7 protein-coding genes are annotated in these 15,601 nt (G+C 61.7%); 4 read left to right on the forward strand and 3 right to left on the reverse strand.

Going from position 1 to position 15,601, the window contains the following annotated elements; genetic code table 11:
* Positions 1-258 precede the first annotated feature (258 nt).
* The 3 genes from VGG64_22385 to VGG64_22395 all read left to right on the forward strand — a co-directional run bounded on the left by VGG64_22385 (position 259) and on the right by VGG64_22395 (position 4,808).
* Positions 259-1,938 (forward strand): hypothetical protein, encoded by a 1,680-nt coding sequence (locus VGG64_22385; protein ID HEY1602367.1) that lies wholly within the window; start codon positions 259-261, stop codon positions 1,936-1,938.
* A 3-nt stretch (positions 1,939-1,941) separates the two neighbouring features.
* Entirely contained in the window at positions 1,942-3,453 is a 1,512-nt protein-coding gene (locus VGG64_22390) for a sialate O-acetylesterase (protein ID HEY1602368.1), read from the forward strand.
* Between the two features lie 476 nt (positions 3,454-3,929).
* Positions 3,930-4,808, forward strand: coding sequence for a prolyl oligopeptidase family serine peptidase (locus tag VGG64_22395; GenBank protein HEY1602369.1), 879 nt, complete (start codon positions 3,930-3,932; stop codon positions 4,806-4,808).
* A gap of 89 nt (positions 4,809-4,897) precedes the next feature.
* Here VGG64_22395 and VGG64_22400 read toward each other — a convergent pair whose 3' ends face one another.
* Both VGG64_22400 and VGG64_22405 read right to left on the reverse strand, forming a co-directional pair.
* A complete protein-coding gene (locus VGG64_22400) occupies positions 4,898-7,072 on the reverse strand; it encodes a tetratricopeptide repeat protein (protein ID HEY1602370.1) in 2,175 nt (724 codons plus the stop codon).
* A gap of 313 nt (positions 7,073-7,385) precedes the next feature.
* A complete protein-coding gene (locus tag VGG64_22405; protein HEY1602371.1) occupies positions 7,386-11,267 on the reverse strand; it encodes a hypothetical protein in 3,882 nt (1,293 codons plus the stop codon).
* Between the two features lie 999 nt (positions 11,268-12,266).
* On the opposite strand from VGG64_22405, the gene VGG64_22410 reads away from it, so the two are divergent.
* The gene (locus tag VGG64_22410; GenBank protein HEY1602372.1) at positions 12,267-14,375 is read left to right on the forward strand and encodes a hypothetical protein; all 2,109 of its coding nucleotides are present in this window, start codon (positions 12,267-12,269) and stop codon (positions 14,373-14,375) included.
* Between the two features lie 179 nt (positions 14,376-14,554).
* Here the strand turns inward: VGG64_22410 and VGG64_22415 are convergent, their stop codons facing one another.
* Positions 14,555-15,541 carry a hypothetical protein gene (locus tag VGG64_22415; GenBank protein ID HEY1602373.1) on the reverse strand — a complete coding sequence of 329 codons (987 nt, stop codon included), beginning with the start codon at positions 15,539-15,541 and terminating at the stop codon, positions 14,555-14,557.
* Positions 15,542-15,601: the final 60 nt, after the last annotated feature.

Consider the following 15,601-nt stretch of genomic DNA (forward strand, 5'->3'; position numbering starts at 1 on the left):
TCCGAGGGCCTTTAGCTCGCGAGCACGTACACGCCCATCCAGCGGATCGGTTGCGAAACCGGTGCTGCCAAGCAAGTATGTCGGCTTGTGCATTCGGTCGATGTGACCGGCGCGAGGGCTAGTCTTGACCCCGTGCCGCCATCAGCGATGCTTCGGGAAACGTCGCCTTTCGACGTGAAACAGGTTACGCTCGACTTTTGTCGGATGCAAAATTAAGCCGCAGCGTCCTATGGCTTCCTATTTCCGAGAGGCCCAATCATGCTCCATCGCCTTGGTGTCCTCGTGCTTCTCCTTTCCTGCCGGGCCTACATCGGTCCCGTTCTGTTGGCTCGCGCCGACGACGTCGCGCCGAAAGAAATCTCTGCCCTCGATCAACACTTTAACGAGCCGGGCAAGGACATCGCCCCTTGGACTTTCGTTCCGGAAGGGAATGTCAAGGAGTTTTCGACGGCGGAGCATCCCGGGTTGGCCACGATCTACGAGGCGGGTGCGGGAAAGGACATCAAGGGAATTCTGCAACAACCGATCCGTATTGGCGAGTATCGATTGCCGTGGGAGTTCCAAACGTCGTTGGTGCAAAGTTTCAATCTGACAGCCGGCGTGGGGGCCAAGACGCAAGTCAACGCCGCAATCGGGCTGAACGTCGCAGTAACATTCTCCGACCCCGTGACGTGGCCCAGTGATCGGACGAAACGACCGTCCAATACGCACGATTTTCAATTATTGGTCGTGCATCTGGGTTGCACGGGTGAGGCGGGTGTCGGGCTGCCGCAGTTCTCATCGGAGCCGCACCCAGAGACCTACCTGGTGTGGGGGCGCGGCGACCTGGGCGACACAGTGATGGGTGATTGGCGCATTCCCTATGTTTGGATTGGGGATGGCGCGCGATACGCGGGCCCGGCAAGCCCGCAGCTCTATTTCCGGCTTGTGCTCTTGAGTCCCACTCAATTGGCCGTGGGCATTAAATTCGACGCATCGCACGGCTGGAACATGCGAACCATTGACTGCAGCGAATTTGGCGCGATCACCGGCGTGTGGGAATTGGGGCCGATCATTTCGGCCGATCGGTGGATTCCCGACGTCTTGTGTCGAAATCTGCCGCAAGTGAAGGGACCGCACCCGCTGTTCCTGGGACAGGTTGCTGCCGCCAATGGACCGCCAGCGATGACTCCTGTGCGCGCCCCCAAGCCGGAGCCGCCGAATCCTAAGTACGAGTACTACGTCGACTATTGTGTTTTCTTTGGCGCCAATCCCAGGCCCTTCGAACAATTTTCCGACGATTTCAACATCCTCGGTTACCTGGGACGATGGCAAGTTCAGGAGCAGTGCACGCTGTTGGACACCCACTCGCATCCTGGTCACTTGATGCTGAAACTATTGGGACCTGGCCTGGGCACCGGATTTGGGCCTGCCGGTGGATCGTCGCTCAAGTTGTCGGATTATCCGCCGCCGTGGGAAATCGAGACCAGCATGATCGCGCCCGACAACTCGGCGTATTGGAACTTCTGGATGAACTTCATCGCGATCGATCAGCAGGGTAAGGAATTCGGCATGTGGACACCGGGCGTGGAAAATGATCCCAAGACCGGCGGACAGCGCGTCTATTCGGGCGCGACGTTCAAGGTGCGTTTCGAACCCGCCGTGCCCGAAAAGATCCTGTCCAGTAAGCCATTGGGAATCCTAATTCAATGCATCGACGATGCGCACGTTCGGCTCGGCTTTCGCGCGAGCGCAAACGATCCTTGGTTCCTGTCCGAGGTATACGACGTGGAGAAAGAGTTAGGGAAGCGAATTGGCGCATTCGGGATGCATTGCTGGAGCACTTCAACCGGTCGCATGTATGGGGCACCTGGCGGCGGGCCTATGTACCAAAAGTTCTTGATTGACTACGTTCACTACCGTTACGGGCTATCCACAACCCACAAAAATGGGACCTGAGCGATGACTGCGCTATTCGTCGCATGGATTGCGCAAGCCGCGGCAAGCACTCTTGCCTTGGGACAGGTTGATCGCGTGCAGCTCGTAGAGGACTACCAGGTACTGCAACGCGACAGGAACGATCGAGCCTCTTGTGTGATGTCGCTGCCCGAGGACGCGCAAGGAATCTCGACATTCGTCATTATGGTTAAGGACGAAGCCGGCAATTCGCTGTGGCGACGCGAAACGGGCTCGATTGAACTGGGCGACAAAGGGCGCGGTGTGCCGATCGACGACTTGGGCGTCGGCGGTCCGTACATAATCTCGATTGCCTCGAAGGACGATCCTGCGACGGCCCCCTGGCAGTTTCGCAGAGTGCTGGTCGGCGACATTTGGATTTTGGGCGGGCAGTCGAACATGTTCGGCATCGACCGCATCAAGCAAGAGCTGCCCGCGGTGCCCTATCTAAACATCCTCGACATCAAGCATATCGAGAGGGACTCACATTGGTGCGCGGGCGTGCCACCTATCCACCGCATTCCCGAGTCGCTCGCGCCATTTATCGTCAAGGCGCAACACCCGGAATATTCCGAGGAGAGGATCCGAACAATCATTGCCAGCAAAGTGCCGGTCGGCGGGATTGATTGTTCGTACTTCTTCGCACGCGCGTTGTATGCCGAGAGCGGCGTGCCGATCGGCCTGATCCCCTGTGCCACGGGCGGTGCGTTGGCGATCTGGAATCCACAGGATCGCGCCACGAATCGCTATGGATTCTTACTTCACCACATCATGCGTGCTGGCGGACGCGTTAAGGGAATGTTGTTTTTTCAGGGAGAGCAGGATGCGATCTTCGGCGACAAGGATAGCATCGCGACGAAGCCATCGCTCATCGGACCGGTGTCCACCTACAGCCAACAATTCAAATCGTTCGTCGAGTCGCTTCGCGGCGACGTTCATGATCCGGACATGCCTGTGATCTTCGCGCAGATCTGCCGGCACCACAATGGTCCCACTGGGCGCGACTGGGCATGGGAGGCGGTGCGCGAGGCGCAGCGGCGACTGCCAGAGACTCTGGCGCATTCGTATTGTGTCCCGTCGATCGACCTGAACCTGATGGACGGTCTACACCTCGACGACGATTCGTTGCAACGCATGGGCCAGCGGATGGCTCGCTTGGCACTGCCGTATACCAAGAAGGGAGTGGCCAACCGGACGGAAATCCGACTGAAATCAGTGACGCGGGTCGCAATGCCGAAGCCGCGCATTGTCTTGCAGTTCAGTGGAGTTAATGGGCGCTTGCAAGCGCCCGGCCGGCCGACCGGGTTCGTCTTCAAAATGCCAAACGACGAGCTTGTCGATTGGGTTTTCAAGGCAGAGTTGGATCCGGACCGGCCCGATTCCGTCATTCTGTGGACGACCACCATGCCCGACCGAGATGTCGCGCTGTTCTACGGCGCGGGATCTGCTCCTTACGTCAACATTGTCGACGACGAAGACATGCCGCTGCCTGCACTAGGACCGATTGTTTTCGAGTAGAGGAAAATGCGAGGCCTGTCCGATTCGGTCCGACAGCCCGACACGATCTGCCCATCCGACGAGCCTACTTCGTTGAAATCGCCCGAAGAGAGCGGCAGCCCGACAGCGCCTCAGGTCGAATCGTCCTGAGCAGCCGCTGCGGGATAACGAGTGTCAATGGATTCTTTACCACGGTACAGAATCGATTTGAAACCGTGAGAACTCATCGTAAATTGTAGCCAGTTACGACATGTCATCGAGACGCCCATCTGTCGCAGAAACCGCAGTTTTTCCGGGGATGTTCAAGCAAAACCCTGCCAATCACTCGCGCGACTTCTAATCCGCAGGGTCGAGGTTCGATTCCAGCCGGGCGTACTTTCGATACCATTGGCCTTGAAGATAGCCCCGTTGCCCGCTGACGATCTTTCTCTTAGTTGATAATGCAAACTGTTACGGCGGTGCGAACGTCTCCTTCATCGCCTCTTCGAGCAGTGACAATGCAAGCCTATCACCTGACAAAAGCCTTGCTGCTCGTTGGTTTCGCTGTCCTTGGTCACGGCGTTACGGCCCAAGAGCCGAAGCCGTCTGTGCCGCTATCGGATGCCGAGCGTGCGGTGCGGACGGTGCCCACCAAGATCGAAGCCGCTTATCAGGGGGGCGAGCTGGTCCACCTGACCGTTCATGGGCGGATGGCGTACATCGTGAAACCGACCGGCAAGGTCGACGCGCAGAAGCGCTGGTTGTGGGAATTTCCGTTTTGGCTGGGGGTCAACGACGGATTCGGCAACTTGCAGCATCGCCATTACCTCGAGCAGGCGCTGGCTGCCGGATTTCACATCGTGGGAATCGACGTCGGACCATCCTGTGCCAGTCCTGCCGCGGCCCAGGTTTGCCAGGAATTCTACGAGCGACTGACGACCGATTATGGCCTGGCGCCGCGGGCACGCATCATGGGGCAAAGCCACGGCGGGTTGATAGCTTACGGCTGGGCCTTTCGTCATCCGACATGTGTTGAGCGGATCGCGGGTATCTGCCCTGCGACCGATTTCCGCAGTTGGCCGGGCCTGGCCAACACGATTAACTTTCCGGCCAAGGAATTGGGCTACGACTTATCGCTGGCCGAGCTCGAGCGCCGCACGTCCGAGTTCAATCCGATCGACAATCTGGCGCCGCTTGCCAAAGCCGGCGTGAGAATCTTGCACATCCACGGCGACAAAGACACGCTCGTGCCGATGAGCGACAATTCCACCGAATTGGCACGCCGCTATCGAGAGCTAGGAGGCACGGCCACGATCGCCGTGATTCCTGGACTGGGGCATGGCGGTCAAGAGCTGTACCATTCCGAGCCGCTATTGGCTTTTCTCATCGGCGACTAAACGGCCGGCAGCGGTTTTGCGCACGAGGCATGCACACTAAGGCAGTGCGAAGCGATGCAGCCTGGTTGGCCGTACTTTGCCCCGCGTGGCTACGATTCAATCGGCAGTCTGGCAAAGAGATCGCCCAGTTCGCGCTCGTAGTTCTTCCAACGAGCCACCGACTTTTTATAGACCGGCTGTCGAACTTGGGTAAGACTGGCCGTGCGCACAGGTCGCGCGAGTTTGTGATAGTCGAGACAGGCCGGATCCCAAGGGAGACCACACGCGCTGACCAGTCGTTTTGCCACGGATTCCAAGTCTGCTACGGTTTCTTCGTAGTCGATATGATGAACTGTCGTCGCGAGCGTGTCGTGCCAATGATCCATCAAGCGGCGGTATTGGCTGAATCGATCGACAATATATTGCGGGTCATTCGCCCAGAGAACACTGCGGAAGTCGGTCATCCAGCACGACACGGCAACGTCGCGCAAGTCGCGACGGCAATGGATGAAAACAGCCTGCGGAAATAGCGTCGCCAGAAAGCCCACATACATGTAGTTGTCCGGCATCTTGTCGATAATTCGCTCAGCACGATCGTCGATCGCGCGCAACCGCTCGAGATGCCGGTCGGCCAACGACTGAATTGTCGCGGGCTGTAAATGCGGTACACAGTCGATCGGCCAATCCGTACGCGCGAGCAGCGCAGGCATTGCCTCGAATAGCTTGCGCACCAGCCGTAACTCACCGGCGCCGTGCACGCTCGGATGACTGGCCAGCACCTGCTCGACAAGTGTCGTGCCAGAGCGTGGCAACCCAAAGACGAACACCGGTCGGCGGCTGTCGTTTCCCGCGCCGTGCCAACGATTAAAATGCCCGCGATCAAACACGCTGAGCAATCGATCGACAAATTGCTGATGCTCTAGCGAACTGTATTCCCGTCGCTCGCGAGTCACTTCCATCATCAGAGCGTTGGCCTGCCGCAGACATTCCGCCGCACGGGCATAATCACTCTGCGCGTCGAGCACATGCGCCAGCGCGAACAGCAATCGAGCCCGCGGCCCGTTGCCCAATGTTTCGTCCGCGAGGCGTTCTTCGAGGGCCACCACATCCGCAGCGGGCATTTTGCCGCGCAGCAGCGTCGCCAATCGCGCGTGAGGAAGCGCGAAGCGGGGCTGCAAGGCGAGCGCCTTGCGAAAAGTCTCTTCGGCCGCGCTCAATTGGCCCAACTCTTCGTATAGCCCGCCGATATTGAGCTGCGCCATGCCGGAATCCGGTTGCAACTGCGCGGCACTGCAATAGTATCTGGCCGCATCCTCCAGGCGCCCTTGTTCCTGCAAAGCCCAGCCCATCCCAAGATGCGCTTGGACCCGTTGCGGATCGAGGGCGAGCACCCTTTCCCAGCAAGGAATGACTTCGGCAAAGTCTTCCATATCGCCGAAAAGTTCGGCCAGGCTCGTCCAGAAGTCGGCATTCGCCGGCTCTAACTCGACCGCACGTTTCAGCCAAGGCAGCGCATCGCCGTGCTTCCCTTCACGCTGCAGCACGAGCCCCAGATGAGCCTGCGATACCGCCAGATCGGGGTCGAGTCTTAGCGCTTCGAGATAAGCGGCCCGCGCCTCGACATATTTATCGGTGTTCCGCAGAACGTTGGCCAGATTGTGCTGCAGCGCGGCCACGTCGGGTTGCAGACGGACGGCCTCTCGGCAGTGGGCGAGCGCTTCTTCGGCCCCGCCTCGATCCAACAGCATCTGCCCCAGATTGCTGCGGGCCATGGCAAAGGCTGGCTCCAGCTCCACGGCACGGCTGAAGTGTTCGAATGCCTCGTCCCGCTGCCCCAGCTCGCGCAGGGCAATCGCCAGGTTGTTGTGGGCGACCGAGAAATCAGGCCGCACCGCGAGCGCGCGCCGGAAGTGCGCTGCCGACTCCTCGTGCCGCTGCATGCCTTGCAGGGCCGCTCCTAAATTGCAATGCGCTTCCGCGTAATTTGGGCTTAACAGCAGCGCGGTCCGGCAACAGCCGGCCGCTCGTTCGAATTGGCCGCGGGCGCGGTACGCTTCAGCAAGATTGGCGTGAAACGCCGGAGCATTGGGGCGCAACGCCACGGCGCGGCCGATCAACTCGATGGCCTGCGCGTTGTCTCCCTGCTGGTGATGCGCCACACCCAAGAGGTGCAACGCCTCGGCGTTTTCCGGCTCGCGTGAGAGCACCGCCTGATACAGCCTGACCGCCTGCTCAAGCTGCCCCGAGCGATGCATCTCCATGGCGGTAGACAAAGCGTTTTGCATCGGACAAGATTTCGGGCAGACTAGCGGAGCATGATACAACGCGAGCTTCCATCATGTGTTGCGCGGGGCGAGTAGGCAAGCGCGCACCACGTGACGTAATGGCAGACGCTGGCCTTGCCGCGGCTTGATAACTGCGACAAGTTCAACGAGTCGTCCGCGGTTAGTGCCTTGTCAACGCTTAAATTTCGGGTTCGGGTGCCATGGCCACGCTCGTCGTGGCCATGCCGAAGCATCCTGAGAATGCGTACTTGCAGAAGGAGCATGCTCACGCAAGCGTGAGCATGGCACCCTAACATTTGGATTTAAGGCAGCACTAGCCCCCGCCTCGGCTGATGGCCAGTGCGTCGAGCAGATCTTCTTCCAACGCCGAGGCGTGTTCTGCGACGGCCCGTTGAACCTTGGCCGGTGCCTGCGCATACGCCGAAGATACGCCGTTGGCGAGGACGCCCAGCAGCCGCAACCTGTGCGAAGCGTCGATCCCGGCCGCCGTGTCGGTCGCGAAAACTGTATCGACCGCAGCGCCAGTGAGCGTTGTCCCCTGGCCCAAGAAAGACGCCGTGTGATCCACGGGCGCGGGACTCGAAAGTGCTGCGCTCGATAGTGCCGCAACACTCGGCATCGAATTGGTTGCCAGTGCTGCTTGCAGCGCCGGGGGCGATACACCGGCGGCGAGCGCGCTCAGACTCGCACCGTTCTCTCCGCTGCCTGATCCCCCGCCGGCCGGCAGTTTAGCCAGCCAGTGCGTCGCGATGGTATTAATGTCCAGACCGTTGATGATGTCATCGCCGTTGGAATCACCCATTACTCGTCCGACGTGCAGCCAATTGGTGGCTATCAGGTTGATATCCAATCCATTGACGATTCCGTTCTGAGTTACATCGCCTGGCAAAACGTTGAAATGGAAGTTGAAATCACCCCCTGCCGTGCCATTGCCGGAAGGATAGCTGCTGGTGCCGTCGGTCCATTCGCCATCTAGACCAGTGCCGATCGCATCCGTGACGGCCGACGCGCCCGTGGACTTCAAGTCCACGTGTAACCGGTCCGTTCCGATTGATCCGGCGACGGTCCAAGTGCCCGTGTGCGTGACTGAGTTGTAACTAAAGCCGGTGATCGAATAACTGGCCACGTTCACGCCTGTCAGCGCCAGACTGGCCTGCGAGACATTTACGTCTTCGTTGAACGTGATCTGGATCTGATTCAAGTTGCTCCAGGGAAGCGCCGCGGTCTGCGCCGCAGAACCAACCGGAATCGCATAGCCCAAACCGTTTCCATCGCCGGCCGTAGTCAACGCCGACAGATACGCCGCTGACCAACTACTACCCGCCACTTGCACACCCATCACCTGCGGCGTCGCCGTGGTTCCTCCCGACGTCACATTGAACGCGCCGACCGAGGTGCCCGTCAGCCCCGCGGCGACGACATTCAGCGTGTAGCCCGTACCTACTTTGTGCAGTGCCAGGCCGCTGAACGTCGCCACGCCATGCACGGCCGCAAGAGTAACTGTTCCTGACAGAGTGCTGCCGCCCGGATTATTACCGAGCGACACCGTGATCTGACCGTTGTAAGTGGGATCGACATCGTTGTTGGCATCCTCGGCATCGACCTCGATCGTGAAGGTAGATCCCGCCGTTACGCTCGACGGTTGCACGACAACGGCCGCGTGCGTGGATGGCTGCGAAGTAGTGACCGCGCCACCAATCGAGTAAAAGCCGGACCCGGCGGCCATACCGTCGGCGCTCGGCAGCCCGAAGCCCGCATCGCCTCCATCGTCCCCGTCATCTCCGTCGTCGCCGTCGTCTCCGTCGGATCCGTCAGCAGCGCTTGGCCCACTGGTAATCCCACCTGGTACCCCACCATGGCCACCCTGACCGCCATCGCCCCCGTCTCCAGCGTCGCCTCCGTCTCCACCATTTCCCGAGGCGCCCCCGAGCGCGCCGAGGCCGGCATTCAACGATCCGCTATAGGTGGTTCCGCTTCCGATGCTGAGTTGGCCGCTGGCCATGTAGATACTGCCGCCGAGCGATTTACCAGCACCTCCGGCGCCGTTGCCCGATCCAGCCTCGCCGCCATCGCCACCGTCGCCACCATCGGAGCCGTCTCCGCCATCACCTCCAGGCCCCCCGACACCGCCGTTGTGGTACAGGAATGTCGTCGCGCCAACACCTCCTCCACCACCATCACCGCCGTCGCCTCCTCCGCCACCGGCGCCTCCGCCACCGCCATCGCCGCCAGGCGCACCGATACCGGCCTGGCCGCCATTGGCCGAGTTGTCATGCAGCGAGACATTATTCAGCGTGACTGTGCCGGCGAGAATCGCGATACCTCCGCCGGTGGCGTCACCGCCGAAGCCACCGGGTCCGCCGTCTCCACCATCGCCGCCGCCGCCGCCGCCCCCGCCATCGACACCAGCTCCACCATCACCCCCCTGCCCTCCGTGGCCGGCGCCGGCCCCTGCGTCGTTCGACCCGCCCGAACCGCCGCCCCCGCCAGCGCCACCCGCTCCTCCGTCGCCGCCACCGCCACCATCTCCGCCGCCGCCGCCGCCGCCGCCCGCTCCGCCGACGCCGCCGTGCGCGGGATCACCGGCGATCTCTGCGTTCGTAACAATAAATGATCCGCCGTCCACAAAAATGCCTGCGCCGGCGCCACTGCCACCATTCCCTCCGGAGCCGCCGTCGCCCCCTTTACCGGCGTCGTTCCCATCGGCGCCCGCGGAGCCGTCGCCACCATCGCCGCCGTCTCCGCCGTCACCATTTCCGCTGGGAAGGACGACGAATCCTCCAGCTTCTCCACCGCTTCCGCCGTTGCCGCCTTCTCCTCCACCACCCCCTGAGCCGCCATCACCGCCGTCGCCTCCGTCGGCGCCATCGCCACCTGCTCCGGCCCAAGCGAAGTTCGTGTCAACGACGCCGCCGGTCATTGAAGAAACGGTGCCGGCCTGCAGGAAGATTCCGCCCCCCTTGGCGTTTCCTCCGTCGCCTCCACCACCGCCATCGCCGGCGTCGGCGCCCTGACCGCCGCCAGCCCCTGATGATCCATTCCCGCCCTTACCGCCGTGACCTCCTGCACCTGCGGGATAGGAATGAGCCCCGCCACCACCAGCGAGAATGCCGGTGATGCCGCCGTCGCCGCCATGTCCGCCATTCCCCCCATCGCCACCCGCGCCGCCGTCGCCGCCGTCGCCCCCTGCGAGTGCGCCTCCGCCGGCAGCCGCTCCTCCTGCGCCCCCCGCACCAGCGAATGTGGAATTGAACATCACGTTCGAGTTTTGCATCGTGAGTTGGCCGGCGTTGATATAAATGCCGCCGCCACTGGCATCGCCTCCCTTGCCGCCGTCACCACCGATGCCGGCCGCGCGCCCAGCATCCCCTCCGGCGCTGCCGGCCGAGCCATCTCCGCCGTCGCCGCCATCGCCGCCGCGTGCAGCATGCGTGCCCTCGTGATCTTCCCCCTCGGTTCCCTCGTCACCGTCGCTGCCTTGGCCCCCAGACGCTGCTGTAGTCCCCACGAAACCCGCACTGGCGCCCGCACCGCCGTTGCCTGCTTGGGCGGCGTTGTCATGAATGAATGAATTGTTGCTGAGATTCAGCGTGCCCGACGCCACGTAGATACCACCGCCACTGGCGTTCTGGCCATCGTGGCCGTTCTGTCCATCGAATCCGGCGATGCCATCGGCGCCGTCGACGCCTACCGCCTGGTTATTCCCCACATCGACGTTGCTGAGCGTCACCTGCCCGCCATCAACGAGGATACCGCCCCCCAAGACATCCGCGCCGCCGACTTGTCCGCTATCGGTGGCATACCCATGTTCGATTCCGAGGTCTTTCAAAACCACGGTCATGTTGGCGTTGGGGGTGCTGAGAATCTCCATCACCCGGGTGGCCAGCGCGCCATCAATCGTGGTCTGATCGGGCGCGATACCGACGATGTTTAACGTCTTGCTGTGGACCGTGGCGCTCGAATCTTGAATCAACAATTCGCCGCTAGCCGCGCTCAACCCATAGGTGCCGGCCGAGAGATTGATGGTGTTCGTCGCATCGCCGTTCGAGGCGGCGCTACTAATATCGGCGCGGAGGGTGCCGATATCACCTGCGGCAAAAACAGCCAGCACACGTCGCCCTTCGAGCGGCTCAAACCGCAGGATGCGCTGACGATTGGCTCGATTCGTATGGCGTGTACGTTTGGCAGGCCGCATAGTTACCCCCGGCAACGCGAAGATAGTGCTACGGACGCGCGAAATACGCGCGCAGGCAAATCCGGACTGGCGGGGGGCGCACCCCCCATAACTGCGGAAAATCGTAAAGGCCACGTCCGCTAAACGCAAGGGAAATCACCGCCGGACGAAAGGTCTTCGTTCGACAAAGGATGTTTTCCAGCGGATTCCGTCCGACGTTCGTTTGTGGCGCGTCGTGCCAAACGGTACCGGTAAGCCGGCGTGGGGGAAAACAGAATTCTCGACCAAGATTACGGCAAAACCGCCTTGGCGATTAGTAGCCCATAAAGCGCTACCGTAATCGCGGCGTTAAAGAACATGCAAGTCCAATATAGACGTGGACTTTCGTCCCGATGCGCCGTGCCGATTGAAGTCCAAGGAATTGAGCAGCTGCCTCGACCGTAGTCGCGCGTTACATGCAGCGTTTGTGCGATGGCAACTAAAGCAATCGCGGCGCAAAGAATCGCCTCTCCTGGATCATTCATTTCGTATCATCCCGCCGCTCTTTCGATCAATTCGTTGCTCGTCCATGCCCACTCATCGGCGAGACTTGCTCGCGCGGTTTCCGTCACGCAATGCCCGCTGAGCTCGACTCACCGCGTTTGAACCGAGGGCGCGCTTGACGAAGCCCAACACACAATCGCCCTATGCGCGTTGAACGAGCGATCAACCTCAGACGACCACCTGAAACGACACACGTGACCGGACCAATGTCATCGTCATCTTCCAAAAATGAACGTTCTGTTAGAAAAGGTCGGGCAGTAAATGCCCGCGCCTGAGTCTAGTTGGTTCGTCGACGCGCACCCCCCGATGGCGCCAAAGTTAAATTTCCAAAAAACGGCCTTTCTTGATTGATCAGATCGAACATGCCCGCTAGCCTCGTTGAGTACGGGTGGAGAGGCACCGATCGATTCGGTTCTGCCACCTACGGGGCACGGATGAAACGTCGAACGCACCCCCGCTAGGTCAAAGGAGCCGCTAATGATTCGGAAAACGAAATATCTCTTAGCCCGATTGGGCACGGTGGCAGTGTGCGCCAGCATGCTCACCTTCAGTCTGCCCACCAGATCGTCCGCAACGACGATCACTCTCGACACCACCAATGGTCTGATCAACGGATCGGCAACCAACACGATCAATGGTGTCACGGTCAGCTACACAGGCACTTCGGCTGGCGTCGCTGATTTCACCGTCTACGGTGATCTCGATCTTCTTTCGACCGACACCCTTACCGCGATCGGCAACAACGGCGTCGATTTGATCGTTGGCAACAACGTCAACATCGCCTCGGGCGCAAATGTCAGCATCACGCCGGGAACTGCCGGTGGCGGCGGCGGCGCGAGCGGTGGATCAGGCGGCAACGCCGGTGCCGGAGGCACTTCGGGCGGCGGCGGCACGACAGCCGGCAGTAACTCGGGCGGCGTCACGGGCGCCGTGGGCGCGGGCGGCCCCAGCGGCGGTGGCGGATCGGCAGGATCGAATCCATCCGGCACCGGAGGCAACGGTTCCCAAGCAGCCGCGGGGGGCGGTGGCGGAGGGGGCGGAAACACGACCACTCACGTCACAGCGGGTAATGGTGGCAGCGGCGCCGTAGGTTCGAGCGGAGGAAACGGAGGTTCAGGGCTAGCCGGCTCTACTGGGTCGGCCGGCGGGCTGGGACTTAATACTGTCAGTGGTGGTGGCGCGGCGGGTACTGCTGCCGGCACTGCAACGGGCGGCACGGGCGCCGCCGGTGGTTCGTCCGGAACCGCCGGAACTCACAGCGGCAACGTGGGTGGCGGTGGCGGTGGCGGTTCGACACCAACCGCACTTGGCGTGGCTCCCTCGGGCGGCGCCGGTGGTGGTGGATCCAATACAGGCGGAAACACTCTGATCCTGACCGGCGGCAGCGCCGGCGGTTCAGGCGCCGGAGGCACGGGCGGCGCAGGCGGTGGCGGAGGTGGCAGCGGCGGCGGAGGTGGTGGCGGAGGCGGACATAACGGAGTGTCGCTCGGTAATTCCGGCGGTGGTGGTGGCGGTGGCGGTGAAGGCGGCGCTGGCGGAACGGGCGGCCAAGGTGGCTCCGGCGGCAGCGGTGGTGCCGGCGGCGCGGGCGGTGGTGCGTTCCAGATCAATGCTCTCGGCGCGGTGAACGTCGGCAGTACGATTGTCGCCCAAGGGGGTAACGGCGGGGCAGGAACAGCCGGCGGTTCAGGCTCAGGCGGCAGTGCCGGCGCGGCAGGCGGAGCAGGTGGAACGGGGAATCATCAAGGAGCAGGCACCGGGGGCAACGGCGGCGCCGGGGGGACAGGCGGCTCCGGTAGCGACGGCGGCTCGGGCGGCATCGGCGGCACGGGCGGTGGTGGCGCTGGTGGAACCGTGGCCTTGTTCGGCACCACCGTGAATGGCGCCGGCAGCGTGGACGTCTCCGGAGGTGCTGGCGGCAACGCGGGTGGTGGTGGCCGCTTTATCCTGGGTTCGAATCTAGGCAGCATTTCCAGCGTGGGCGCTGCGAACACACCCACAACGGTCGGCTCGCAAGATTCCAATCCGTTTGTCGGAAGTTCGACGCCCTTCGTCCCCAACCTTCCCACAGTCGGTTCAGAAATCTACGGGCTTACGAGCCTCACGGCCTCTGGTCTCTATGGCAGCCTGCCGGCCACGGACGTCAACGGCGTGTCGCTCGCCAGTGCCGCGGGAGCACTCTTCCGCACCGGCGCTTCGGTCCTGGGACCAAGTTTCGCGGGCTACGACGCCTTGCTGTATATCAATCTGACCGGCAATGCCGCGAGCAATCCGGAGTTCACGATCGACGGTGCGTTGCAGCAGCTATTGAGCCGCGGTTGGGCGAACAACACGGCCTTCGGCGGCAGCGGCCCTGTGACTTTGTCGTCACTCGCCGGTGGTGCGGTCTACGGAACGCTGGTCCCGACCGGCACCACGGCAAGTCCGCAGATCGAGTTGACGATCGGCGCCACGACCTTTTCGGCCGCGGGTTCCGCCCTGGGCGCGGACGGCCAGGCGTTGTACGTCACGCCGGAACCGTACACCTGGCTGCTGTTGCCAGGTGGCCTATACCCACTGCCGATCGGGCGACGTCGGCGGAAGTAGTATGACCGACGCTCGCATGACCGAACTCCGTCAGTCGCGCCAGACCGTTCAGATTCGCAACCGGGGTATGTCCTATCGCGGACTACCCCGGTTCTTTTTTGCGCGCTGCTCTGCGGCGCATCGACACGGCGCGCGTGTTGGGCACTCAGCAGGCGTCGATTCGGCACGCAGCACGTGTACTACAAGTGATGCGTGTCATGCCAGGCCTGCACCTTCAGTGCGAGATCGATGACATCGGCCTCATTCCGTAGGGCACCGTAATACCAGAGCGCTTGCGCGACCTCGTTGTAATTGATGCTCTTCGGCACTCCCGTGGGCGAGAGCTCTTTTCCCACGCCCGTGCGTGTGTTTCCCTCGGCTTCCACTTCACCGGTCGGCTTGATGCGCGTTCGCTGCCATTCCATGGCCGGTTTCATTGCGGCATCAAGTTCCGCATTGGGCAAATACAGCGAAAGATGCTGTCCCATGAGGATCGCGACGGCATTGTAGCTCGAATCACGACCACTTCTTTCGATGAATACGCCGTCCTTGTCGCGACGCGCCAATGCCGCCTTCACCAGGCGACTCGAGTTTTCCTTCATGGCTTCATCGTCCAGCACAATGCCGCACAAACCAAACGCCTTCGCGGCAATCAATAGACGGTTCGGCGTATGGCCGACTTTGAGAATGATCGTTGAATAGCCCTTCTGGATGAAATCGCACGCGCGGCGCAACTTCGGTATCATCGCGGCGAATCGCTCTCGAAAATAGGGCTCCAGCGGCGACGCCTGTACAACGAGAACCGCACGGCCTACCTCTTGCAAAAAGAAGTAGGCGTTCTCAACCCTGATCCCGAAAACCGTGATGGCGGCGTCGCCCGGCTTGCCCCCGCCTTCGAACCCACCATCTTCGACCTGGGTCGCGAACATCGCCTCGATCGATATCCAGGCGTCGTCGGCGCGCTGCTTATCGTCAAGTACCGCGCACGCTGCCAGATATCGGCAGGCCCCCCGCCCCTTGATGGTCGTGCCAAGTTCGGTGGGAAAATATTGAGAGATAATTTCCTTCGGCATCTTGCGCAGCAGCTCGTACTCCCTGGTCAACGTCTCCGCGGCCGCCGAGCAATCGGCCCAGATCATAGCGAGCGACAGGAGGACGCAAATCGGCTGGGCAAATCTTCGCAACATTCGATGCACTCTTTGCAGCACTGAGATCTAGGTTGAATCCGGCCTGGGCTCGATCTTCGC

The organism is Pirellulales bacterium, assembly GCA_036490175.1.
Lineage (GTDB): Bacteria > Planctomycetota > Planctomycetia > Pirellulales > JACPPG01 > JACPPG01.

What these genes read in the sequence shown, in the direction of transcription:
- VGG64_22385 (HEY1602367.1), top strand. Translation starts at nt 259, where the DNA reads ATGCTCCATCGCCTTGGTGTCCTCGTGCTTCTCCTTTCCTGCCGGGCC.
- VGG64_22390 (HEY1602368.1), top strand. Translation starts at nt 1,942, where the DNA reads ATGACTGCGCTATTCGTCGCATGGATTGCGCAAGCCGCGGCAAGCACT.
- VGG64_22395 (HEY1602369.1), top strand. Translation starts at nt 3,930, where the DNA reads ATGCAAGCCTATCACCTGACAAAAGCCTTGCTGCTCGTTGGTTTCGCT.
- VGG64_22400 (HEY1602370.1), bottom strand. Translation starts at nt 7,072, where the DNA reads ATGCAAAACGCTTTGTCTACCGCCATGGAGATGCATCGCTCGGGGCAG.
- VGG64_22405 (HEY1602371.1), bottom strand. Translation starts at nt 11,267, where the DNA reads ATGCGGCCTGCCAAACGTACACGCCATACGAATCGAGCCAATCGTCAG.
- VGG64_22410 (HEY1602372.1), top strand. Translation starts at nt 12,267, where the DNA reads ATGATTCGGAAAACGAAATATCTCTTAGCCCGATTGGGCACGGTGGCA.
- VGG64_22415 (HEY1602373.1), bottom strand. Translation starts at nt 15,541, where the DNA reads ATGTTGCGAAGATTTGCCCAGCCGATTTGCGTCCTCCTGTCGCTCGCT.